This is a genomic window from Mesorhizobium sp. CO1-1-8 (assembly GCF_020164875.1).
Classification (GTDB): Bacteria; Pseudomonadota; Alphaproteobacteria; order Rhizobiales; family Rhizobiaceae; genus Mesorhizobium.
In genome coordinates, this window is the sequence record NZ_JAIUGZ010000014.1 from 52,008 (window position 1) to 74,708 (window position 22,701).

Below are 22,701 nucleotides of genomic sequence, written 5' to 3' on the forward strand. Positions count from 1 at the left end.
GGCTAGTCCCGCGCCGCCCAAAGCAAACCGCGCTCCACCATGAGCGCCATTTCCGGCACCGCGAACTCACCTGCCGTGTGACCAAGGGAACTGTAGAAAACCTTCCCCGCCCCATAGCGCCGTTTCCAGACGACCGGCATGACGACGCCGCCTATCCCAGGAAAATGCGCGTCGGTGAAGGTGGTGATCGCCAGCACCTCGTTGCTTGGGTCGACATGCATGTAATATTGCTCCGACCGGTAGGCGAAATCGCTGATGCCTTTAGTGATCGGGTCGTCCGGCCGGGTGATGGCGACGTGATAGTCGATGATGTTGCCGGGATGCGCGACCCATTGGCCGCCGGTCATGAACTGATAGTCGGGCTCGTTGCGGAAACTGTCGCCCATCGTCCCGTGGAAACCGCCGAGCCCGCTTCCCCCGCGAACCGCATGCATCAGGTTCTGCAGTTCGGTCTTTTCGATCTTTGACATCGTGATGACAGGCACGATGAGATCGAAGGAAGCAAGCTCCGGATCGGCGAACATCGCCGTGCCCTCGCCCAGCGTGACGTCGAAGCCGTTTCGCTCAAGCAAGGTGCGAACGATCTTCGCGCTCTGCCCCGGCGTATGGCCCTCCCAGCCGCCCCAGGCGATCAAGGCCTTCCTTGGCATGGTGTACCTCCCTTGGTAGCACTCCGCTTCGATCGATCCGGCGTCAGCGCCAGCCCAGCGCCGGAGCGACATGGGTCAGGATCGCCTCGATGACATGCGCATTGTAGTCGACGCCGAGCTGGTTCGGAACGGTGAGCAGCAGCGTGTCGGCCTCGGCGATCGCCTCGTCCTGCGCCAATTCCTTGATCAGCACATCCGGCTCGGCCGCGTAGCTGCGCCCGAAGATCGCCTTGGTGTTCTCCTCGATGAAGCCGATCTGGTCGCGGCTTTCGTTGCCGCCCCCGAAATAGGCACGGTCGCGATCGTCGACCAGCGCGAAGATGCTGCGGCTGACCGAGACGCGCGGCTGACGCTTGTGGCCGGCGGCTTTCCAGGCCTCGCGATAGATGCGGATCTGCTCGGCCTGCTGGATGTGGAACGGCTTGCCGCTCTCGTCGAATTTGAGCGTCGAACTCTGCAGGTTCATGCCGAGCTTCGCCGCCCATTCCGACGTGGCGTTGGTGGCCGCGCCCCACCAGATCCGCTCGCGCAAACCCTCCGAATGCGGCTCCAGCCGCAGCAAGCCGGGCGGGTTGGGGAACATCGGCCGCGGATTGGGCTGGGCAAACCCCTCGCCCCGCAGCGTCTCGAGAAAGACCTCGGCATGATGCCGCGCCATGTCGGCGTCGCTTTTGCCTTCCAGCGGCGCGTAGCCGAAATGGCGCCAGCCATCGATCACCTGCTCGGGCGAGCCACGGCTGATGCCAAGCTGCAGGCGCCCGCCAGCGATGATGTCGGCCGCACCTGCATCCTCGGCCATGTAGAGCGGGTTCTCGTAGCGCATGTCGATGACGGCGGTGCCGATTTCGATGCGGTTGGTCTTGGCGCCGACGGCTGCCAGCAGCGGGAATGGCGAAGCGAGCTGGCGGGCGAAGTGATGCACGCGGAAATACGCCCCGTCCGCGCCCAGTTGCTCGGCGGCGACGGCGAGGTCGATGGATTGCAAAAGCGCGTCCGAAGCCGAGCGCACTTGCGATTGCGACGAGGGCGTCCAGTGCCCGAATGACAGGAAACCGATTTTCTTCATAGCCATGCGATATAAGGATGCGCGTCAGGCTTCAATGGAAAAGAGATTTTCGACGCGCCCGATAAGGCTCATGCATCGATGTTCTCGAAGGCGCCGATGCCTTGTGCCATCGATACCGAACTCGAGCAGCGCGGCGGCAATCTCTCGCTCGGCCAGCGCCAGCTGATCAGTTTTGCGCGCGCATTGGTGGCCGACGCCAAGATCCTGGTGCTCGACGAGGCCACGGACGCGGCGGCCGGCAAGGCGACATGACCAGAGGCCCCGTCTGGTTACCTGCCTGATGGATGTCGCCCGTTCTCAGGACACTGGAACTTCCGACAACGGCCACGGTTTAACACCTTGATGTTCGACGGTTTTCGACTTGAGACAATTCAGTTGCCCGAAGCGGCGCTTCGGGTCAGGCACGGCGGGTCCGGACCGCCGATCCTGCTTCTGCATGGTCACCCGCGTACACATGCCACCTGGCACCGGGTTGCGCCGCTGCTCGCGCAAAACCATACGGTGGTTTGCCCCGATCTCCGCGGTTTCGGGCAGTCCTCGATTCCCGAGGACACTGATGACCATGCAGGCTCATCCAAGCGCGCCAAGGCGAGAGACTGTGTCGCGCTCATGCGCCATCTCGGTTTTGACCGCTTTGCCGTCGCCGGGCACGATCGCGGAAGTTACACCGCTTTCCGCACGGCAATGGATCACCCGGCCGCGATAACGCATCTCATCGTTCTGGACGGCGTTCCTATCCTGGAGGCGCTTGAGCGATGCGACGCCCGCTTCGCTGCCGAGTGGTGGCACTGGTTCTTCTTTGCACAGCCCGACAAGCCGGAACAGGCGATCATGGCCAACCCGCAAGCCTGGTATGGCGGTTCCGGCGATCAGATGGGCGCGGAGGCGTGTGCTGACTACACAGCCGCAATTCTCGACGCTCGTGTCATCCATGGGATGATCGAGGATTATAGGGCCGGCCTCTCGATCGACCATCTGCACGACGCGGATGACCGAACGGCCGGCCGACGGGTCCAATGTCCCACCATGGTTCTATGGTCGATGCGCGATGATCTGGAACGACTCTATGGCGATGTTCTCGGCGTATGGCGCCCGTGGACGACAAGCTTGCAGGGGAAAGGCATCGCCTGTGGACACCATATGGCTGAGGAGGCGCCAGATGCGCTCGCGACAGAAATCCTGGCTTTCTTGCGTCCTTAAAGCCGACTCCGAGGGCGGCCCCGGCCTCGGTCAGCTGGAAAGCATGCTCCCGCCCTTGGCGCAATCAATCTGCAGCCTATCCGACCTGAGAACTCCGCGCCATAGACACGACGTCCCGAGTCATCACAGGCACGCAATCGTTCCGGGGCGCGGATGCGTCACCCCACCGATGCCATTTCGGGGCGTTTTGACCCTTCGCGGATGGCCTTGTGCACGCCGCGCTGCAGATCCATGAATACCGGGCTTTCCATCACCTCTTCGCGGCGCGGGCGCTCGATATCGACGTTGAAGGTCCGCGTGATGCGTCCCGGGCCGATCCCCATGACGACGATGCGGTCCGACAGATAGACGGCCTCCTCCACGTCATGGGTGACAAACAGGACGGTCAACCTGTGTTCCTCCCAGATCTGGGTGAGCAGTTCCTGCATCTGATGCCGGGTCAAGGCATCGAGCGCGCCGAAGGGCTCGTCCATCAACAGCATCTTGGGGCGATAGGAGAGCGCACGCGCGATGGCGACGCGCTGTTTCATGCCGCCCGAGAGTTCGGCCGGATAGCGGTCGGCGCTGTCCGACAGCTTGACGAGTTCGAGATGTTCCAGCGCGATCCTGCGGCAGGTCGCGCGATCGTAGCCGGCGGCCTTGAGGGCAAATTCGATGTTCTGCCGCGCCGTCAGCCAGGGAAGCAGCGTGTAGGACTGGAAGACGACGCCACGGTCGAGACCAGGCTGCAGGATCGGCGCGCCATCGATGCTGAGATCGCCGGCATCGAAGTCCTGCAGTCCGGCCACGATCGACAGCAGCGTGCTCTTGCCGCAACCCGACGTGCCGACCAGGGAGACAAACTCATTGTCGGCAAGATCGAGGTTGATGTCGCGCAGCACTTCCGCGCGCCGCTCGCCGGTGCCGAAGCTCTTGTGGAGACCGGCGATCCGCAATTTGGGGGGGCTCATCGGCTGGACCTCATTGCGAGCGGCCCTCTTGCTTGAACAGCACCTTTTCCAGTGCCTTCATCACCTGGTCGGTGATGAGGCCGAGCAAGCCAAGCAGCAGGATGTAGCCGATGATGGTGTTGGTCTGGAAATAGCGCTGCGACACGGTGATGCGATAGCCAAGCCCCGAAGTCGCGGCGACGAGTTCGGCCAGCACCAGCCACGTCCATGCCCAACCCAGGCTGATGCGCAGCGTATCCCAGATGCCCGGCAAGGCGCTGGGCACGACGATGCGCGTCAGGATCTTGCGATCCGGCAGGCCGAGCGTGCGCCCAAGGCCGATGAAATCGGCGGGAACCCGTTTCACATTGTCCATGATCATCAGCACCTGCTGGAAGAAGGTGCCGATGAAGATGATCAGGAATTTCTGCGAATCGCCTGTGCCGGCCCAAAGGATGGAGAGCGGCACGAAAGCGACGACCGGCATGTAGCGGATGAAATCCACCAGCGGCTCGATGGCCGCTTCCCAGGAACGGAAACTGCCGATCAGCACGCCGATCGGTATCGACAGTGCCGAGGCGATGAGGAAGCCGATGGAGATGCGATACATCGAGGCTTTGAGGTCCAGCCACAACGTGCCGTCGGCAGCGAGCTTGGCCATCTGCGTCGCGACGCTGCCCGGCGAAGGCAGGAAGATCGGCTTTACCAACCCCAGTCCGGTCGCCGCCCACCAGGCAAGGCCCAGCCCAACGAACACGGCCACCGCGATCGTCAGGAAGCGCGACCTGGCGATGGGCACGCCGATCCCGGAGGATCGGCGGCGCCTCGCCGGTTTCGCGATCGGTCCTGGCGCCGGTCGCTCCCCGGGCATCCGCGTCACCACCGCGATCCGGCCTTGATCATTCCGCCGCCTTGACGAAGGCCGGGTCGATCATCTGCTCCGGCGTCACATCGGCCTGCAGCAGCTTGGCGTTCTTGGCGGCGGCTTCGACATCGGCGAAGGTCTTGGTGGTGAAGTCGCCTATCAGCGCCGTCTTGTTTTCGGCGAGTGAGTAGTAGCGCACGCCGTCAAAGGCGGTGTTGAGGTCCTTGACGTCCGAACCGACAGCCTTGGCGATGATGGCGCGCCCGCCGGGCGTATCAGCATTGTAATCCTTGAGCGCCGCGTCCCAGCTCTTGATCATGGCCAGCACCTGGCCGGGCCGCGACTTGATCACCTCGTCACGCACAACCAGCACGTCGCTGATCAGGCCGGGATCCTCGCCGGCGGTGAACAGCAGCTTGAGGTCCTTGTTCTGCGCCATGGCGACGGTGAGGTACGGTTCATAGGTCACCGCGACCGGTACCTGGCCGGCGATCAAGGCGCTGCCGGCATCGGAAGCCGGCATCGGAACCGGCTTCACGTCGTCGATCGACATGCCGTTCCTGGCGAGCGCGTATTTGAGCAGGATGTCGCTCGTCGTGCCTTCCTCGAAGGCGACCTGCTTGCCCTTGAGGTCCGCGATGGAGGTGACGTCCTTGCCGGCGATGATGGCGTCGGCCGTCATGGAGACGTCGAGCAGCAGCACGATCTTCACCGGCAGGCCGGCCGCAACCATGCCCATCGCCGTGTGGGTGGCGATGTTGGCGGCGTCGAGTTGGCCGCTTGCAAGTGCGGCATTGATGTCCTTGTCCTCGGCGAAGTTGACGATCTGGACGTCGTTCAGCCCGTTTGTCTTGAACAGGCCCTTGGCCTCGGCGACATGCCACTGGCCATAGCCGAGCCAGGGCTCGATGCCGATCTTGAACGCTCCTGCCTCGGGCGTGGTGGGAATGGCCGCATCGGCCGCGTAGGCTGCCGGGGCGGCGGCGAGCCCGATGGCGGCGGCCATCACGAGCGCGCGAAATTGTCCTGTTAGGTTACGCATCATCTTTGTTCCCCTTGATGATCAGACCGCTTTTCCAACTGAGGTAGCCGGTCTGGTGAGACTGCGGGTTTCTGCTCTTGCGGCACTGTGCCTCGGCGTCTTACCTGCCACTTCATGGTGAAGTGCTGACATATTTCAGCGTCAGCGGGCGCGGATGTCAAGGCTAAAATACATACATGCATATACAAGTTGGAAGGACTCAATTTTCGCCCTTTTCCGGATCGATCCGGTCGAGGAAACTTGTCACCCGATCGGCCCCGGCAACGGGTTCGCTGCCGACCATGACCGCGACTGAGAAGGCAATGAGGGAAGAGACCGGCGTGTGGCTGCGCGCACCGGCGCGCAAGTTCATGACCAGCGTCGGCGACAGGAAAAGCCCTGCCCGCAGCACTGAGCGCCAATCGGCCGGCAGCATGCCGCGCCGTTTGAGTTCCAGCAGCAATGGCAGCCACAGCGCGATCGCCTTGACTTCCAGCAGATCGCGACGAACCGGGCTCAGGTCCCAGTCCGTGTCGACATGTAGCAGGTTTCCGTCCAGCCGCGCCTGGGCGCGAAAAGCCTCTGTCGCGGTCGCCGGATCATAGAGCCAGAACGGATGGGCGAAGATGTTGTGGAACGTCGCCTTCACCTCCGCCAGCAGCGTCGGGATATGCGAGCCTGCAAAGGCCGGATCGAAGAAGGACAGCTCCGCCCTCCCCGCCTTCGCCGTGTACCAGACATTGGCGTTGTGGGCGTCGCCATGCGCGACCACGCCGCCTGCATCGGCAAGCCGGTCCGGCCGCAAGCGCACCGCCGCGCCATCGAAAAGCTCACCAACGCTATCGGTGTACTGCTGGCCGTTGATGACGAATTTCAGCCGGGAAAACCGATCCCAATCCAGTTCCGCACCGGGAAAGACGAACGGCTTGCCGACGTAGAAATCGGCCAGCCGGCCGCCTGGCGACAAGCGTGTCCCGGCATCGATCAGCCGCTCATGAAACAGCCTGTGGATCGGCTCCGCCGCTACGTCTTCGACAGTCACCGGGTGCAGCGTCTCGAGATAGACTTTGAGCAGCCTGGCTGACAGGTCGCGCTCGGCAAGAACGGCTTCTTGCCGCTTGCCGGCATCGTCCTGCGCATCCAGCGCGAACAGCACATCCGAAAATCTCGGATCCGTGCGGCGGCGATAGACAAGGATCTGCTCGCCAGGCTGGGCCGACATATGCACGGGTTGGTCGACCGGCAGGCCGGCGCGCGACAGAATCTCGGCGCGGTAATACTCGCCCGTCATCGCCTCTTCCCGCTCCTCCTGATGGAACTTGAAGAAGTAGGGGTTGCCGTCGTCTTCGAAGAAGCCGTTCAACGAATTGAGGCTGTATTTATCGAAGTTGATGCGGACATTGCGGGGGCGCATCGCGAACAGGTCGCCCAGCAATGCCGCCAGCGCGCTTTGTGCTTCGGTAACATCATGCTGCGCGAGTGCCCGGATCCGCGCCGTGCGGCTCGGTGTCGGCGTCATCTGTCGCTCCTTCCGGCCAGTTCGTCCGCCGAGGGCGGAGCCGTTCTCATCAGTACATGTATATACACTAGCAGCGAAACCGCTCCGACTTGCATTCGACCTGCTTCCGCTAGCTGCTTTTTGAAGGGGAATAGCGGCTGCCGAGCGAATAGCGGCTGCCGGCATAAGTCAGCTTGCTGATCGTCGCCACCACCGCGCCCGTCCATGTCCGGCGGTGCAGGAAAAGGCAGCAGGCGCCGACATCGATGCCCAGATGCCGCGCCGTCTCGGCGTCGGCCGGGATTGCCGAGATGATATGCTCGACCTCGGTCACCGGAGTTTTCTGCATGAGGTAGTCATAGGTCGCAGTCTTCGAAAAATCCTGCTTGTCATAGTCGGGGATGAGGCTCGGATTGACGAAGCGCTCTTCGAGCTGCACCGGCAAATCATTCTCGAAATTGACGACGACGGAATGATAGATCGAGACACGCTTTGCGAACTCGAACGACAGCGCCAGCTCCTTTGTCGGCATGATGGTTTCGAGGACGAGGACTTCGGAACGATGCCTGTTGCCGCGCTCGACGATCTCGGCTGCGATGTTGTTGATCTCGATCAGCGTCGACTGCGGCCGCGGCGGCGCGATGAAGGTTCCCACACCTTGCAGACGGATCAGGAACCCCGCCGAGGTCAACTCTCTGAGAGCCCGATGGACCGTCATCCGCGACACGCCGAGTGAAGCCACCAACTCATTCTCGGACGGCAGCTTGCGATCCTTGCCCCACCGGCCCGTTCCGATGTTCGCCAGGATGTAGTCCTTTACCTTCTCGTAGAGAGGGCTGGCCGTGTCGGGCAAAGTGATCATGTCAAAAGTCCTTTCCGGCGATTCATCGGAAATCACGACTGCTCGACAGGTTGCCGCATGCGGATGATTGTTTTCAATCCGTCGCTGCGCCCCGCCAACAGCCGCTCATAGGCAGTCGGAATGTCGTCCAGGCTGATCTCCTGGTCGATCAGCGCCAGCAGCGGCCCGCTCAATTCACCCAGCATCCGAACGGCCTCGGGCAGTTCGTCGGCAAAGGCGTGGCATCCCAGCAACCCGATCTCGCGTTCGACCAGACTATTGGGATCGATGTCGAGCCGGTCATGGAAGATTCCGACCATGGCGACCGTGCCGCCGGGATCGAGAACGCCGAGCAGCTGATTGAGGGCCGCGACGCTGCCCGTCGCCTCAATGGACGCGAGCAGCGGGGCATTGGCGGTTGCGGCGGCAATGGCATCCCGGTTCAGATCGACAATCGTGGCACCCGTCACCCGCGCCACGCGGGCGCTGCGAGCCTGGTTGCGGTCGGCGACGAGCACGGGGGCAAAGGTCCGCGACAGCAGCAGAGCGGCGAGACCGCCGATAGGCCCGCAACCGACGACAAGCACGGCGCCTGCCATTTTCGGTAGCCGCCGCACTGCGTGCAGCGCCACCGCCAGCGGCTCGGCCATCGCCGCTACCCGCTCGTCGAGCGCGGCATCGATGACATGCAAAAGCCGTGCGGGCAGCACCGCCTGTTCGGCAAAGCCGCCGTCGCAGATCTCTCCCACGAAGCCCAGTGACGCGCAGAGATGCCGCCTGCCGGCATGGCATTGCGCGCAGTCTCCGCACCAGAACCGGGAATCGGCAACCACCCTGTCGCCGATGGCGACGGTATCGACGCCCGCGCCGATGGCAGTCACCGTGCCGGTCAGCTCATGGCCGGCCGTCGAAGGCGACCGGCTTATCCACTGGCCCGTGCGGAAATTGTGCAGGTCCGAACCGCAGATGCCGGCGGCGTCGACCCTGAGTTTCACCCAGCCCGCATCCGGCGCGCCCGGCGCGGCGATCTCCTCGACGCGCAGATCGCCGGGTCCATAAAGTCGAGCGGCCTTCATCGCGATCGTTTCCGCTCAGCCGGCGAGATAGCGGTCGCGGATTTCCGAGACCGCGTTCTCATGCGAGCTGAAGCCCTCGTAGCGGGCGAGCCTGCGGGCGTGCAGGGCAAGTTCCGGATAGGCAGTCGAGGTGACATAGCCGACCGACGAGCGCTTGACGAAATCCGTCACCGAAAGCGGCCCGTAGGTTCGCGCCCAGCGGCTGGTCGGCAGCACGGCATTGGGTCCAAGCACGAAGTTGGCCAGCGTCACCGGCGTGTGCGGACCCATCAGGATCTCGGCCGCGTCGGTGATGCGCCCAAGGTGCGCAAACGGCTCCTTCGACAGGATCTCGAGATGTTCGGGCGCATAATCGTTGATGAAGCGGTAGCTGTCTTCCAGCGACGCCGTCAGCACGATGCCGCCACGCTTCCCGGTCAGCACCGCCCGCGAGAACTCCACACGTTGCTCGGTCATCCGCGACCAGTGCTCCGGAAGTGCAGCCAAGGCGGCTTCGGCGACCTTGCGGCTGTGCGTCACCAGATAGGCCGAGGAATCCGGCCCGTGCTCTGCTTCAATGAGAAGATCAAGCGCGGCAAGGCCGCCGTCGACGCTGTCATCGGCAAAGATGATCGCTTCCGACGGGCCGGCCGGAAGGCCTGTGTTGATTACCGAGGACAGGACGCTCTTGGCCGCCACCACCCACGGGCTGCCGGGGCCGACGATCTTGAGCGCGGGCTTCACCGTCTCCGTGCCGTAGGCGACGGCGGCGACGGCTTGCGCGCCCCCGCATTTGTAGACAGTCCCGACGCCGGCGAGGCGCGCGGCGACGAGCGTTGCAGCATCCACTGACCCATCCGATGTCGGCGGCGTCACGATGGCGATCTGCGGCACGCCGGCAATCACCGCCGGCACCGACGTCATCATCGTCACCGACGGGAAAGCGCCCTTGCCGCGCGGAACGTAAAGCGCAACGGACGCGATCGGCGTGTACCGGTCGCCGGCATAGGCGCCCGGCCGGACTTCCTTGAGCCACATCGTTTCCGGCTTCTGCTCTTCGTGGAAATGCCTGATATTGTCGATGCCGAACTGGATGCTCTCGACGACGTCTTTTTCCACCTTGTCGAACGCCGCGTCGAACTCGGCTTCCGACACCTGCAGTTCGCCCTCGGCGACATTGGCCTTGTCGAGTTCCCTGGCGAAGCGGATCAAGGCGGCGTCGCCTTCGTCCTTGACGGCCTGGATGATCGGCCGGACCTTCTCGACGAAGACCGTCAGATCGGCCTCGGCGCGCTTCAGCAGACCGGCGCGCTGGTCGGCATCGACGGATGACAAATCGTGGAAACTGATGTCGGACATGGCTGCTCGTTCTCCTGGAACTCTTGGAACGCAAGGACGGTTGGCGCAGGTCGGCCATATCGGCCGACAGGCCGACCCGGACAAGGATCAAAGCCGTCGAGAGGCTTCACTGGGGTAAAAGTATATACATGTATGTATGACGGTCGCCAGCAATTTTTCCATCGTCCTTCCCGTCGAAACTGCGGAGACAAACCGCGTCATCAGATCGAGGCGAGAAAGCCGCCATCGACCGGAATGGACTGGCCGGTTATGTAGGCCGCCGCATCCGAAGCGAGGAACACCGCGATGCCGTGCAGATCGGAGAGATCGCCGAAACGGCGCTGCGGGATCTTGGCCAGCATCGACTGCTGCCATGCCTCGTTGCTGTAGAAAACGTCAGTCATCGCGGTCCTGAAATAGCCCGGCGCGATGGCGTTGACCCTTATGCCAAGCTCCGCCCACTCCGCCGCCAGCGCCCGCGTCATGCCGAGCAGGCCCGACTTCGACGAGCCATACGGCACCGCGGTCGGAATGCCGACTTCGGATGTCAGCGAGCACAGGTTGATGATGGCGCCAGGCCGGCCGGCGTCGCGCATCTGCCGCGCGGCGGCCTGGGCGCAGAAGAACGCTCCCTTCAGATTGGTGTCGACGATCCTGTCCCACAGCGCCTCGTCGACATCGAGCGAGGGCCGCACCTCTTCCATCCCGGCATTGTTGACGAGAATGTCGAGGCCGCCAAGCAGGCCGGCCGCCTCGTCGGTGGCTGCGCGGCAGCGGCCGACATCGGTGACATCGAGAGCGATGGCGTGCGCCACCCCGCCGGCGGCGCGGATGGCTGTCGTTGTGTCCTGCAATGAGGCCAGGCTGCGCGCCGTGACCGCGACGTCGGCGCCTGCAGCACTCAGCGCTTCGGCGATGCTGCGCCCGATGCCGCGGCTTGCGCCGGTGACAAGCGCCTTCCTGCCGGAGAGATCGAAGAGAGAAGCATTGCGCATGTGATCCTCCTTGCCGGTGTCGATTTCCGCTTCAACGTCGAGACTACCAGATCAGGTTACATATACAAGCATATACAAACTATCTCAGCTAGGGTACGGGATGACGAATCCACCGCAGAGGAGCCCGCCCGTGTCGAAAGCCTCGGATATGGTCCGCACCGAAGTCAACCGCCTGTCGCCTTACAATTCGGGGCTGACCATTGACGAGGTGCAACAACGATACGCGCCGGCCAGGATTGCCAAACTGGGCTCGAACGAAAATCCGCTCGGACCCAGCCCGACCCTTGCCACGATGATGCATGCCGGCTCCGAGATGTTCCGCCTCTATCCGGACCCTGCCGGGCGCAAGCTGCGCCAGGCGATCGGCGACAAATATGCCGTCACCGAGGACCAGATTATCCTGGGCAACGGTTCCGAAGACCTTCTCTCCATCATCAGCCGTGCCGTGTTGCGGCCGGGCGACGCCGTCGTCACGCTCTATCCGTCGTTCCCGCTGCATGAGGACTACGCGACGCTGATGGGGGCGACCGTCAAGCGCGTTGTCGTCAACGACGATCTCACCATCAATGTCGATGCGCTGGTCGAGGCGGTGCGCGAACGGCCGCGCATGCTGCTGTTCTCGAACCCGATGAACCCGGTCGGCAGCTGGCTCTCCGGCGGCGATCTGTCGAGGGCTCTGGATGCGACGAGCGACGAGACGCTGATCGTCATCGATGAAGCCTATGCCGAATATGCCGTGGGCGACGACTATACGTCGTCCCTGCCTTACCTACGCCGATGCGACCGGCCATGGATCGTGCTACGGACCTTTTCCAAGGCATTCGGCCTGGCCGGATTGCGGATCGGCTTCGGCATCGTCGGCGACCCGGAACTGCGCGCGCTGCTCGACCGTGTCCGAACACCTTTCAACGCCAACGCCATGGCCCAGGCCGCCGCACTGGCGGCATTGGCCGATGAGGATCATCTTGCCAGGGTCGTCGCGCTGGCCACGGCGGAGAGAGCACGTGTCAAGACTTTCCTCAGGAGCAAGGGGCTCGACGTCGCCGCCTCCAGGGGCAATTTCCTGTTCTTCAACTGCCGGCAAGATGCTTCCGTCTTCGTCGAGAGCCTGCTGCGCCAAGGCGTCATCGTCAAACCGTGGAAGCAGCAAGGCTTCGACACCTATGTGCGCGTCAGCATCGGCTCGGCTTCGGAGAACGACCACTTCATGGCCGCCCTCGGGATTCGGGACGGACTGACCAATTGACCTGCCCCTTGCGGCTGCGCTGTACCAGTCCGGACACCCCAGTCACTCTGCGGCGTGGTTGGTCCAACGAAGGCGGTGGATCTTTTTGAGCTTCAAGCCGACCGCAGGTCTTAACTTTCGTAGCGTGGGTTTTTACATCTTTGGGGTCTGCAAACGATCGACGCTTGAGGAGGCTCTCTTGCAGCAACCAGATGACATCGCCGCCCGCCGATTGGGCATTCTCATCGAGCAATATATGGAAGCGCGCAAAAAGCGCCACGACTATGTGTCGACCGAGCAGGCCTATCAGGCCATCCGGCACGTCCTCAAACCTGCCATTCCCGATCGCGAACTCGACAACATGGTCGCCTCGCTTGCCGTCAAGAACGGGCTGGCGGTCGTTTTCGATCGCCAAACCAAAGCGTCCGCCGATGATATCCCTCTGGCGCCAAAGCCCTAGATCGACGCACATCCGCCGGAGGCTTGGCCACATCAATACGGGGCCAAACGCATCGTTCGGCCCCGCATCGATTTGTATCGCCGGAGGAACCTGCGATACACCTGCGCCGTGGGCCTGTGTGCCGCAAGCCTACGGGCGTGGCGGATTCAGGCGGCGGTGCTGACCTGGCCCGGTTCGAGGATCGACTTGACCTTGCCGGCCACCGCGCGTCCCAGATCGGCGTTGTTTGCGGCGGTGAAATGAATTCCGTCGACACCGTCCGTGGTGAGGTAATCGCCGGCATTGAGGAAATCGATCTTCATAAAATCCGCCATCGCCTTGTACTGCCTGGCAAGATCCCTGGATTTTTCGTGCCCGCCGCCGAACATGCCCTCGAACCACGGATCGGGCATCGGGGTCAGCGGCGGCGGCGCAATAACCAGCGCCTTGGGGGCCGGATAAGGGGTGCCGATGCCGCCGGCACTGGTCAAGATCTGCCCGACCAGTTTCGCCATTCCATTGGCGATCTCATAAGGCGTCCGGCGGAAATAAGACTTGGTGTCGTTGGTGCCGAGCATGACGATGACCAGGTCCAGCGGCAGATGGCTGGCGATGGCCGACGGCAGGTAATTGGCGCCGTTCAGGCGCGGATCGTTGGGGTCGTCAAGAGAGGTCGTACGCGCGCTCAGGCCTTCCTCGATGATGTGGTACCCCTCCCCCAGCGCCGCCGCCATCACACCGGTCCAGCGCTGGTCATAGGGGTAGCGGTAGGTCGGCGACCCCTCCTTGACCGGAACCCAGCCCCAGGTCAGCGAGTCGCCGTAGCACATGATGTTTTTTGGCGGTGACATCCATGTTTCTCCATCTGTTTGCAATTGTCTGAACGCTGGCGCACTTGCTTTTCGCCGTCTCAAGTCAGGGGTTTCGCACGCGCACTCCGTAGAAGATTGCCGCGCCGAGAATGATGACGCCCTGCGCGATGAGCTTGCCGGGCTCGTCGATGCCGAGCACCGTCATCACCACGAACAGCAGCGCAAAGCACAGCGCCCCGAAGAAAGGCCCCCAGACGCCGCCGTCGCCACGACCGAAGACGACGCCGCCGAGGATGGTTGCCGCGACCGCCAGGATCGGCAGGTCGAGACCGACACGGACGCTGCCGACGGCGATTGAACCGGTCTGCACCAAGGCCGCGATCGCCGCGATCAGGCCGGCCAGCGTATGCGCAAGGATCACCGTGCGCTGGACCGGCACGCCGGAAAAATGCGCGGCTTCGGCATTCTCCCCGACCGAGGCGACGTAGCGGCCAAAGACGGTCCGCGACAGAAGCAGCCACACCAAAGCGGTCAGCAGGACCCAGAACAGAACCGGCGTCGGAACCGACAGGAATTTCGTGTTGTAGAGGTCGTTGAACAGCTTCGGCACATCGCCGGGCGGATTGCCGCTGGACAGGAACTGCACCAGCCCGACCAGGATGATGCTGACCGCCAGCGTGACGATGACCGCCGACACGCGCCGGCTCCCTATCATGAAGCCGTTGAACAGGCCGATGACGAGGCCGGTGGCGAGCGCCAGCACGACGAAGAAAGGCATCGACGCGCCGGGGAAAGTGCCCGACGAGATGAAATAGTTGATGAGCAGGATGATGCCGCCGCCGGAGAGGTCGATCGACTTCACCCGCATGACGACAAGCTGCCCCAGCACCAGGATGCCGAGCGGAACGATCTGCCTGACGAAGATACCCATGATGTTGAGGTTGAGCATGTTCGGCCGCGCGATCCACAGCGTCGCCAGCAGCACGAGAAAGACAAAATAGGACGGCGGTATGCGCAGCAGGCGCCGGGCGATCGGATTTGCGAGAACGGCAGCCATCTTTCAGAGCCCCATCTTCTTGCGGGATTGCAGCCCGACCACCGCCAGCAGGATGCCGCCTTTGATCGCCGTCTGGACAAAGGGCGAGACGTTGGCGAGGTTCATGCCATTGGCCAGCAGCGCCATGACCAGCGCGCCGATCACCGTGCCGTGCAGGCTGCCTATGCCGCCGGAGAGCTGGGTGCCTCCAAGGGCGACGGCGGTGACGGTGTCGAGTTCGAAAAGCAGCCCGACATTCGGATCGCCCGACACGATGCGCCCGGCCAGGAAGACGCCGGCAACGGCCGCGAAACAGGAACAGACCACATAGGCGAGGATGATGTTGCGACGGTCGGAGACGCCGAAGTTGCGGGCAGCACTCTCGGCGCCGGACGAGATGCCGCCGCCGATCGCAAACAGATGCAGCCCGTACCGGGATCCGTAGAGCAGTTTCCACGCTGCCAGGATCACGATGATGCCCCAGAAAACCGGATAGGGAATGCCGAGGAAACTGCCGGAGACGGCATTGATGACGATCTCCGGCACCGTGCCGCCGGAGACAGGCCGCAAGATGCGCGTGATGCCGAGCACGATGTACTGCGTCGACAGCGTCGCGATGATCGGATGGACGTTGAAGCGGGTGATCGCCAGGCCGTTGATCAGCCCGATGAGTGCCGCCAGCACGAAGACCGCCGGGATCAACACGATCGCCGGCTGGTCGAGCGCCAGCACCGCGGTGGTGAAGCTGATGACCGAGCCGACCGATAGATCGAGCCCGCCAATGAGCACGACGACGAGCTGTCCGATGGCCGCGATGATCAGCGGCATCGCCTGGGCAACCAGGTTGAAGAGATTTTCGGCCGTGGCGAACTGTGTCGTCTCGACGGTCAGCCACAGCGAGATGAGCAAGGCGACCAGCAGCGGCAGGCCCCACAGGCCCTGCCGCGTATTCCGGCCACTCAGGATGTTGAAAAGCGAACGATGCATGGAGGCCCCTAATGCTGGCGCGTGGAGCCGCCCATCAGGGCCGCGTCGAGGATATTGTGCTCCGTCGCCTGCGCTGCCGGCATTTCGGCAACGATCGTGTCGTGATGGACGACGTAGATGCGGTCGCAGAGCCCGATCAATTCGATCGTCTCGCGCGACAGCACCAGCACGGCGCCGCCCTTGCGGGTGAAGTCGCGCAGCAGATGGTAGATTTCGGACTTGGCGCCGATGTCGACGCCGCGCGTCGGCTCCTCCACCAGCAGAAGATCGAGATCGGCGGCCAGATACCGGCCGAGCAGAACCTTTTGCTGGTTGCCGCCCGACAGGGAGCCGACTGGCGCCGATGGCCCTGCCGCCTTGATATTCATGACCTCCATCATGCGGGCGATGACGTTTCGATACGGCCGCGCCGGCGCAAGTTCGGGTCGCCTCGAATGCAGTCCGATGGCGATGTTGTGGGCGATCGGCAAAGCGAGAAAGAGCCCCTCTTCCTTGCGGTCCTCGGGAACGAAGCCGACCTTCAGCTGCTGCAAATGGCGAACGCCCGATGATGCCGGGAGCGGCATCTTCAGCGCCTTGCCGTTGATGGAAATCGTCCCGGCGAAGGGATGATAGCGGCCGATCAGCGATCTCAGGAAGCGCTGCTGGCCCTGCCCCTCCAGCCCGGCCAGGGCGACGATCTCGCCCTTGTGCAAAGTCAGCGACAGCGGCTGCGATGTCTCGGTGATCCTGAGGTTCTCGACGCGCAGGATCTCGTCGCCCTTTTCGCCCGTGCGATCGGGAAAAAGGTCCTGGAGTTCGCGTCCGACCATCATGGCGATGAGTTCGTCGGTGGTGATTTCGGGCACCATCCTGGTACCGACCAGTGCGCCGTCCTTCAGCACCGTCACCGTGTCGCACAGCTCGAAGATCTCCTCCATGCGATGCGAGATGTAGACGATGGCCTTTCCCTTATCGCGCAGGCGGCGGATGTTGCGGTTGAGCACATCGACATCGGCCGCGTTGAGCGCCGCCGTCGGCTCGTCGAGGATGAGCACGCCGGCGTCCGCCTGGATGCAGTGCGCGATCTCGACGAATTGCCGCTCGGCTATGGTCAGGTTGGAAACGAGCTGCGACGGGTCGAGCGTAAGGCCGAGTTCGCCAAGCGCCCTGGCGGTCTGGATGTACATCGCGGGATAGTCGATCGAGCCGAACCGTGTCGTCGGCTCCCGGCCGAGAAACATGTTCTCGGCGATCGACAGATTGGGCAGCAGCGAATGCTCCTGGAAAACGGTCGAAATGCCGGCATCGAGCGCGGCGCGCGGCGATTTCAGATCGAGCTTCTCCCCGTTCATGAAGATCTCGCCGGAATCGGGCTGATGCACGCCCGCCAGGATCTTCATCAACGTCGATTTGCCGGCGCCGTTCTCCCCCATCAGGGCGTGAACACTGCCCGCCTTGAGATCGAGGGAAACGGAATGGAGCGCCTTGCTCCCTCCGAACGCCTTCGAAATGTGGGACATCTCGATAAGATTGGTCACGAAGCCCTCGAACGAACCGGATTCAACAGATGGAACGGCCTACGGGAAGGCTTGTGCACTCCACGCCAGCCACGGCGCCGTCACTTCTTGCCGTAATATTCCTTGAGCTTGTCCTCGGGCAATTCGCTCGGCCACCAGACGTTGGCGGTCAGGTCGTCGCGATAGTATTTTTTGGCCTTGTCTTGGTCCCATCCGTCGGGATTGTAGACATAGCGCTTGTAGAGCTGCTGACCCTCGAGCAAAGCGACAGCGGCGCGCACGCCGGCAGCGCCCTGGGCGGGGCTGTATTCGGGCGAGATCGACTTGAACCCATCCGTGATCCACTGGCCGAAGTAGCCATTGTTGCCCTCGCCCGAAATCGGCGGAATGGGCGTGCCGAACTGCTTGAAGACATCGACGCAGGCGCGCGTCATGTCGGCGCCGGACGACCAGATGCCATCGACCTGCGGATTGTTCAGATAGAGCGTCTCGCACAGCTTCTTGGCCTTGTCGTACTGCCAGTCGCCATGCTCCTCGGCGAGGATCTGCACATGCGTGCCCTTGAGCGATTCCAGCAGGCCGTTGTAGCGGTTGGTGTCTTCCGGATGGCCGGCAAGGCCACGCAGGACCCAGATCTTGCCGTTGTCGCCGACGGTCTTCACCAGCCAGTCGCCCATCACCTTGCCGAAATGCTCGGCGCCGCCCTGGATTTCTGTGGTGTAGGCGTCGGAATCGATGCGGCCGGTGTGAAGGATGACCGGGATGCCGGCGGCGACCGCCTTGGCGATGCTGGCATTGGCCGACGTGCTGGTCACCGGCTGAACGATGATCGCGTCGACATGCTGTGCGATCAGGTCCTCGATGTCGGCCACCTGTTTCTTCTGGTCGAAGCCGGCATCGAGCAGGATGAATTTCGAGATGCGCTTGTCCTTGGCCGCGGCGTTCTCCGCCTCATGCGCCACCTGCACCGTCCAGGTGTTTGCGTTGACGCCGAAGTCGCTCATGCCAATGATCCAGGGCGGATCCTTCTTGAACGCGCCGGCCGCGGTCATGCGCGTGTCGTCGGGGCGCGGCGCGACGCCGTCCATCAGCTTGATGTCTTCCGCATGCGCCAGGGACGTAGCGGCGAGCGCTGATGCGACGAGCACTCCCAGACCGACGGTTTTCAGCAATCCTAACATTGAACTCTCCTCCTTGTGGTTGCCCCGGCCTACGAATTCGTATGGCCGGCGGTACGAATGCGTACGGGCCGCGAGACGCTCTCCCAATGCATGCTCGTCGTCGCAAACCGACCGATGCACGCAATTCTCCCGCCCCCGAACACATGCGTGGCGAGGCCCAACCCGGGCTGGACGATGATGACGGTTGAGAACTCCTCCGGCCACCTTAGAAGCACAGTGGATTCGACCTGTCAATAGTTAGTCATGTTGAATGACTATCCCCTTGCTTGCCTTTCACCGCTCCTCTATCCATCATGAATGGCGCTCGCCGGCATCGGCGCGCTGTCAGTCCCGGCGGGAAAACCATGCGATCAGTCTTGTGCTACGGCGACTCCAACACACACGGCCAGATCCCTGGCAGGGGGCCGCTCGAGCGCTATGGTCCAGGTGAGCGCTGGCCGGGCATATTGCGTTCTCAGCTAGGTCCCGACTGGTATGTCATCGAGGAGGGATTGAGCGGCCGGACCACCGTCCACGACGACCCGATCGAGGGCGCACACAAGAACGGCCGAACCTATCTTCGCCCATGCCTGCAGAGCCATGCGACGCTCGACCTCGTCATCATCATGCTCGGCACCAACGACCTGAAGGTCCGCTTCAACAAACCGCCGTCGGAAGTGGCCATGGGCATAGGCTGCCTCGTCTACGACATCAAGGAGCTGGCGCCCGGGCCGGGCGGCTCGACGCCCGAGATCATGATCGTGGCGCCGCCGCCGATGCAGGACGACGTCAAGGAATGGAAGTCCATCTTCGCCGGCGCGCCGGAGAAATCGCGCCTGCTGGCGCTCGAGTTCGAGGTCCTGGCGGATTCGCTCGAACTGCATTTTTTCGATGCCGGCTCGGTGGTGTCCTGCAGCGAAGCGGACGGCTTTCACATCGATGCCGAGGCGCACAGATTGCTGGGCACCGCACTTGCCCGCGCGGTCGATGCCATCGGCTGGAGCCGCTCGACATGAGCGACCATAGCGCCGCCAGGCAACGCGCTCTTACCGACGGGGCGACCCTTGCCTGACATGAGATTCGCACCACCCAATCCCTTGCGCATCGCCGATCGTGCGAGCGGGCTGAATGCGTTGAGCGTCCGCAGCTACAATGAGCGGCTGGTGCTGTCCCTGCTGCTTCAGAACGAAGGCATTTCGCGAATGGAAATCGGCGAGAAGACCGGCCTCTCGGCGCAGACGGCCTCGGTCATCGTCCGCTCGCTGGAACAGGAAGGCCTGGTCTCGCAGGGCGAGGCGCAGCGTGGCCGCGTCGGACCGCCCACCATCCCGCTTTCACTCAACCCGGAAGGCGCCTATGCGGTTGGCGTCGGCTTCAGCCGGCGCAGGATCGACATCGCGCTCATCGATTTCATCGGCACCGTGCGCTTCCACACGCAGTTGCCGGCGGATGAAGCCAATCCCTTTCCGCAAAGCAGCGATCTGCTGGGTGCGATCAGGCAAGCCATGACCAGCCTGCCGGTCGAGGCGCGCAGCCGGGTCGCCGGCATCGGGCTGGCCGTCCCCGACGATGTCGACACGATGGCTGCAACCCGCAACGGATCGAGCACCTCGCTGAAGACCCTGCAGGCTGAGATCGAGGAACAGATCAAGCTGCCGGTTTTCGTGCAGAACGACATCACCGCGGCAGCCGGCGGCGAGAGCATGTTCGGCGTCGCAAAGCCGCTCAACGACTATCTGTTCTTCTATCTCGGTGCACGGCTGCAGAGCAGGCTCATCCTCAACCACCAGATCTACAAGGGAAACTCCAGCGCCAGCTTCGATCACGGCCTGATGCGCCTGGAGAGCGAACTGGCCATGCGCGGGCGACCGTCCGAAATCATCTGGAGCAGCAGCCCTGAATGGCCCGACCTTGGCGAGGCCTACGGCGCATGGCTGGGGGAATGCTCCAATCGCCTGAAAGCGTCGATCTCCGCGCTGACCCAGTTTGTCGAATTCAGGACGGTCGTCCTGTCCAGCTATGCCCCGCAAAAGATCGCCGAGGCCCTGTGCGACGACATCGGCCGGGAATTCCCCGCCATCGAAGCGCTGCCGGCGCGCGTCACCATCAGCCCGAAGGCCGTCGGCGCGGCAAGCCTGCCATTCAGTTCGCGCTTCATGATCCAGTGATCGAGCCGAACCGGGATTGCCGGTCCGACCATGCCCCCTGCAGGTCCATCGATGATTTTCAGGTGACCGAGCGATTCCGCTTGCCAGGAGGCATCACTTAATAGCATGTTAAGTGAGCCCTGAGATCGCCATGAAAATCGCTGCGGATCACGCTCTCAACGACAATGCCGCGTCCAGCGCCGAAGCACGCCGCTCGACGGTGTTGGGCAATCGCATCAAGGCCTATCGCACCACGCGACGCCTGACGCTGCGCCAGCTCGGCGACATGATCGGCACCACCGCCAGTTTCCTGAGCCAACTCGAGCGCGGCCTTTCGGGAGCCAACACCAGTACGCTGATGCTCATCGCCAACGCGCTCGGCATCAGCCTCGCCGATCTTTTCGACGAATGCGAAGTGTCGCCGCACGCGGTGCTGACAAGCGCCGAGCGGCCGGCGCTGCCGACCAGCGAGGGCTACCGCAAGACGCTGCTGTCGCGCCGGCCGATCCGCGAGATGGAAGTCTATTGCGGCGAGTTCGCCGTCGGCGGCTCGACCGGCGACGTGCCCTACACGCACGGCAACGCGAGCGAAATGTTCCTTGTGCTGCGCGGACGCGTGCAATTGACGCTCGGCGACGAGAGCTTCACCCTCGAAGAGGGCGACAGCATCGAATATTCGACCTCGACGCCCCACCGGACGATCAATGTCGGCGATACGGTGGCCGAAGTGCTGTGGATCATTGCGCCGCCGACAAGCGGCGCCGTCGACCTCGACCAATATGTAGCCCGGAAAACGCTCGCGACCGGTCTGCCAAAATCAAACAGCGAGCCATCGGAGGGTTAGAAAATGGGAAGCAGATCAAGATTGGCCGGGTTCGTCGGCGCCGCCGCACTGGCCTTGCTTACAGCAGCCGCTCACGCGCAGAACGCACCGCCGGCCGGGACCGTGGTGGACGGGTCGCTGAAGGGCAAGACGCTGACCTTCGTCTCCTATGGCGGCATCTACCAGGACGGCCAGGTCGCCGCCCTCAAGGAATTCGTCGACAAGAGTGGCGTCAAGCTGCTGAACGACGGGCCGACCGAAATCGCCAAGCTCCAGGCGCAGGTCGAATCGGGCAATGTTACCTGGGATGTCGTCGATACGGACGATTTTCCGCCCTTCGTGCATTGTGGCAAACTGTTCCAGAAACTCGACCTGACCAAGCTCGACATCTCGCACATCCCGGCGGGCCAGGTCGGTGAGTGCAGCGTGCCGGCGATGAACTACGGCATGGTCCTGATGTACAAGAACGACAAGTACAAGGACAATCCGCCGAAGGACTGGAAGGATTTCTTCGACACCGCGAAATTCCCCGGCACCCGCGCCATCGACGGCAGCGGCAGCCCGCTCGGCGGCTTGATCGAACAGGCCATCCTGGCCGACGGCGGCAAGGTCGACGCCATGACGCCCGCCGACATCGACAAGGGCATCGCCAAGATCAAGGCGATCGGTCCCGACACCATCTTTTGGAAGACCGGCGCAGAATCCCAGCAGCTTGCCGAATCCGGCGAGGCCGACATGATCATCATGTGGACCGGCCGCGCCATGACGGCGGTCAAGAATGGCGCTGCCTACACGCCGGTGTGGAAGGACTGGCTGGTCGTCATGGACCAACTGACCATCCCGGTCGGCGCCAAGGACACCGACGCCTCCTACGCGCTCATCAACGCCTATCTCGGCAAGAAATCACAGGAAATCCTGACCGAGCAGACTTCCTACTCGCCGATCAACAACGAGGCACAGCCGAATGTCGACGCATCCGTCGCCGCCTTCCTGACCAACACGCCGGACCACGCCAAGCTCGGCTACCAGCAGAACATCAAGTTCTGGGTCGCCAACTTCGCCGCCGCGTCCGACAAGTGGACGGCGCTGATGGCCGGCAATTGAGCCGGCTACCA

At 63.1% G+C, this 22,701-nt stretch carries 22 protein-coding genes and 1 pseudogene; 8 read left to right on the forward strand and 15 right to left on the reverse strand.

The annotated features are described in order from the left end of the window. Positions 1-2 precede the first annotated feature (2 nt). Together LB558_RS24630 and LB558_RS24635 are read right to left on the reverse strand one after the other, a co-directional pair. Complete coding sequence (locus LB558_RS24630; RefSeq protein ID WP_224699933.1) at positions 3-650, reverse strand: ThuA domain-containing protein; 648 nt, start codon at positions 648-650, stop codon at positions 3-5. 43 nt (positions 651-693) lie between these two features. After that, positions 694-1,716, reverse strand: coding sequence for an LLM class flavin-dependent oxidoreductase (locus LB558_RS24635; protein WP_224700042.1), 1,023 nt, complete (start codon positions 1,714-1,716; stop codon positions 694-696). Positions 1,717-1,761: 45 nt separating this feature from the next. On the opposite strand from LB558_RS24635, the pseudogene LB558_RS32965 reads away from it, so the two are divergent. Both LB558_RS32965 and LB558_RS24645 read left to right on the forward strand, forming a co-directional pair. Next, a pseudogene (locus LB558_RS32965) lies at positions 1,762-1,941 on the forward strand (ATP-binding cassette domain-containing protein); the annotation flags it as partial. A 117-nt stretch (positions 1,942-2,058) separates the two neighbouring features. Beyond that, positions 2,059-2,916 carry an alpha/beta fold hydrolase gene (locus LB558_RS24645; protein ID WP_224700043.1) on the forward strand — a complete coding sequence of 286 codons (858 nt, stop codon included), beginning with the start codon at positions 2,059-2,061 and terminating at the stop codon, positions 2,914-2,916. A gap of 158 nt (positions 2,917-3,074) precedes the next feature. Here the strand turns inward: LB558_RS24645 and LB558_RS24650 are convergent, their stop codons facing one another. From LB558_RS24650 to LB558_RS24685, 8 genes are all read right to left on the reverse strand, one after another. Further along, entirely contained in the window at positions 3,075-3,866 is a 792-nt protein-coding gene (locus LB558_RS24650) for an ABC transporter ATP-binding protein (RefSeq protein ID WP_224699934.1), read from the reverse strand. Positions 3,867-3,876: 10 nt separating this feature from the next. Next, entirely contained in the window at positions 3,877-4,644 is a 768-nt protein-coding gene (locus LB558_RS24655) for an ABC transporter permease (RefSeq protein ID WP_224699935.1), read from the reverse strand. 100 nt (positions 4,645-4,744) lie between these two features. After that, positions 4,745-5,752 carry an ABC transporter substrate-binding protein gene (locus tag LB558_RS24660; protein WP_224700044.1) on the reverse strand — a complete coding sequence of 336 codons (1,008 nt, stop codon included), beginning with the start codon at positions 5,750-5,752 and terminating at the stop codon, positions 4,745-4,747. A 199-nt stretch (positions 5,753-5,951) separates the two neighbouring features. Then, on the reverse strand, positions 5,952-7,250 hold the full coding sequence (locus LB558_RS24665) for a hypothetical protein (RefSeq protein WP_224699936.1): 1,299 nt from the start codon (positions 7,248-7,250) through the stop codon (positions 5,952-5,954). Positions 7,251-7,359: 109 nt separating this feature from the next. Then, positions 7,360-8,091, reverse strand: coding sequence for a histidine utilization repressor (gene hutC, locus LB558_RS24670; protein ID WP_224699937.1), 732 nt, complete (start codon positions 8,089-8,091; stop codon positions 7,360-7,362). A 32-nt stretch (positions 8,092-8,123) separates the two neighbouring features. Continuing rightward, positions 8,124-9,146 (reverse strand): zinc-dependent alcohol dehydrogenase, encoded by a 1,023-nt coding sequence (locus LB558_RS24675; protein WP_224699938.1) that lies wholly within the window; start codon positions 9,144-9,146, stop codon positions 8,124-8,126. A 15-nt stretch (positions 9,147-9,161) separates the two neighbouring features. Continuing rightward, complete coding sequence (gene hisD, locus LB558_RS24680; RefSeq protein WP_224699939.1) at positions 9,162-10,484, reverse strand: histidinol dehydrogenase; 1,323 nt, start codon at positions 10,482-10,484, stop codon at positions 9,162-9,164. 200 nt (positions 10,485-10,684) lie between these two features. Then, positions 10,685-11,458: an SDR family NAD(P)-dependent oxidoreductase gene (locus LB558_RS24685; RefSeq protein ID WP_224699940.1), complete on the reverse strand. Its 774-nt coding sequence runs from the start codon at positions 11,456-11,458 to the stop codon at positions 10,685-10,687. A 130-nt stretch (positions 11,459-11,588) separates the two neighbouring features. Here LB558_RS24685 and LB558_RS24690 point away from each other — a divergent pair, with 130 nt between their 5' ends. Then, complete coding sequence (locus LB558_RS24690) at positions 11,589-12,704, forward strand: histidinol-phosphate transaminase (RefSeq protein WP_412033498.1); 1,116 nt, start codon at positions 11,589-11,591, stop codon at positions 12,702-12,704. A gap of 85 nt (positions 12,705-12,789) precedes the next feature. Next, on the forward strand, positions 12,790-13,143 hold the full coding sequence (locus LB558_RS24695) for a hypothetical protein (protein WP_224699942.1): 354 nt from the start codon (positions 12,790-12,792) through the stop codon (positions 13,141-13,143). 146 nt (positions 13,144-13,289) lie between these two features. On the opposite strand, the gene LB558_RS24700 is transcribed toward LB558_RS24695, so the two are convergent. From LB558_RS24700 to LB558_RS24720, 5 genes are all read right to left on the reverse strand, one after another. After that, positions 13,290-13,973 carry an SGNH/GDSL hydrolase family protein gene (locus tag LB558_RS24700; RefSeq protein ID WP_224699943.1) on the reverse strand — a complete coding sequence of 228 codons (684 nt, stop codon included), beginning with the start codon at positions 13,971-13,973 and terminating at the stop codon, positions 13,290-13,292. Between the two features lie 64 nt (positions 13,974-14,037). Continuing rightward, positions 14,038-14,991: an ABC transporter permease gene (locus tag LB558_RS24705; RefSeq protein ID WP_224699944.1), complete on the reverse strand. Its 954-nt coding sequence runs from the start codon at positions 14,989-14,991 to the stop codon at positions 14,038-14,040. A gap of 3 nt (positions 14,992-14,994) precedes the next feature. Next, positions 14,995-15,957, reverse strand: a complete 963-nt coding sequence (locus LB558_RS24710) for an ABC transporter permease (protein ID WP_224699945.1) — start codon at positions 15,955-15,957, stop codon at positions 14,995-14,997. Positions 15,958-15,965: 8 nt separating this feature from the next. Beyond that, positions 15,966-17,477, reverse strand: coding sequence for a sugar ABC transporter ATP-binding protein (locus LB558_RS24715; RefSeq protein ID WP_224699946.1), 1,512 nt, complete (start codon positions 17,475-17,477; stop codon positions 15,966-15,968). An 80-nt stretch (positions 17,478-17,557) separates the two neighbouring features. Next, a complete protein-coding gene (locus LB558_RS24720) occupies positions 17,558-18,637 on the reverse strand; it encodes a substrate-binding domain-containing protein (RefSeq protein ID WP_224699947.1) in 1,080 nt (359 codons plus the stop codon). A 344-nt stretch (positions 18,638-18,981) separates the two neighbouring features. Here LB558_RS24720 and LB558_RS24725 point away from each other — a divergent pair, with 344 nt between their 5' ends. The 4 genes from LB558_RS24725 (at position 18,982) to LB558_RS24740 (ending at position 22,690) form a co-directional block, all read left to right on the forward strand. Beyond that, entirely contained in the window at positions 18,982-19,632 is a 651-nt protein-coding gene (locus LB558_RS24725) for an SGNH/GDSL hydrolase family protein (RefSeq protein ID WP_224699948.1), read from the forward strand. A 57-nt stretch (positions 19,633-19,689) separates the two neighbouring features. After that, complete coding sequence (locus tag LB558_RS24730) at positions 19,690-20,784, forward strand: ROK family transcriptional regulator (protein ID WP_224700045.1); 1,095 nt, start codon at positions 19,690-19,692, stop codon at positions 20,782-20,784. A 130-nt stretch (positions 20,785-20,914) separates the two neighbouring features. Next, the gene (locus tag LB558_RS24735; RefSeq protein WP_224699949.1) at positions 20,915-21,607 is read left to right on the forward strand and encodes a helix-turn-helix domain-containing protein; all 693 of its coding nucleotides are present in this window, start codon (positions 20,915-20,917) and stop codon (positions 21,605-21,607) included. A gap of 3 nt (positions 21,608-21,610) precedes the next feature. Continuing rightward, positions 21,611-22,690, forward strand: coding sequence for an extracellular solute-binding protein (locus LB558_RS24740; protein WP_224699950.1), 1,080 nt, complete (start codon positions 21,611-21,613; stop codon positions 22,688-22,690). Positions 22,691-22,701 lie beyond the last annotated feature (11 nt).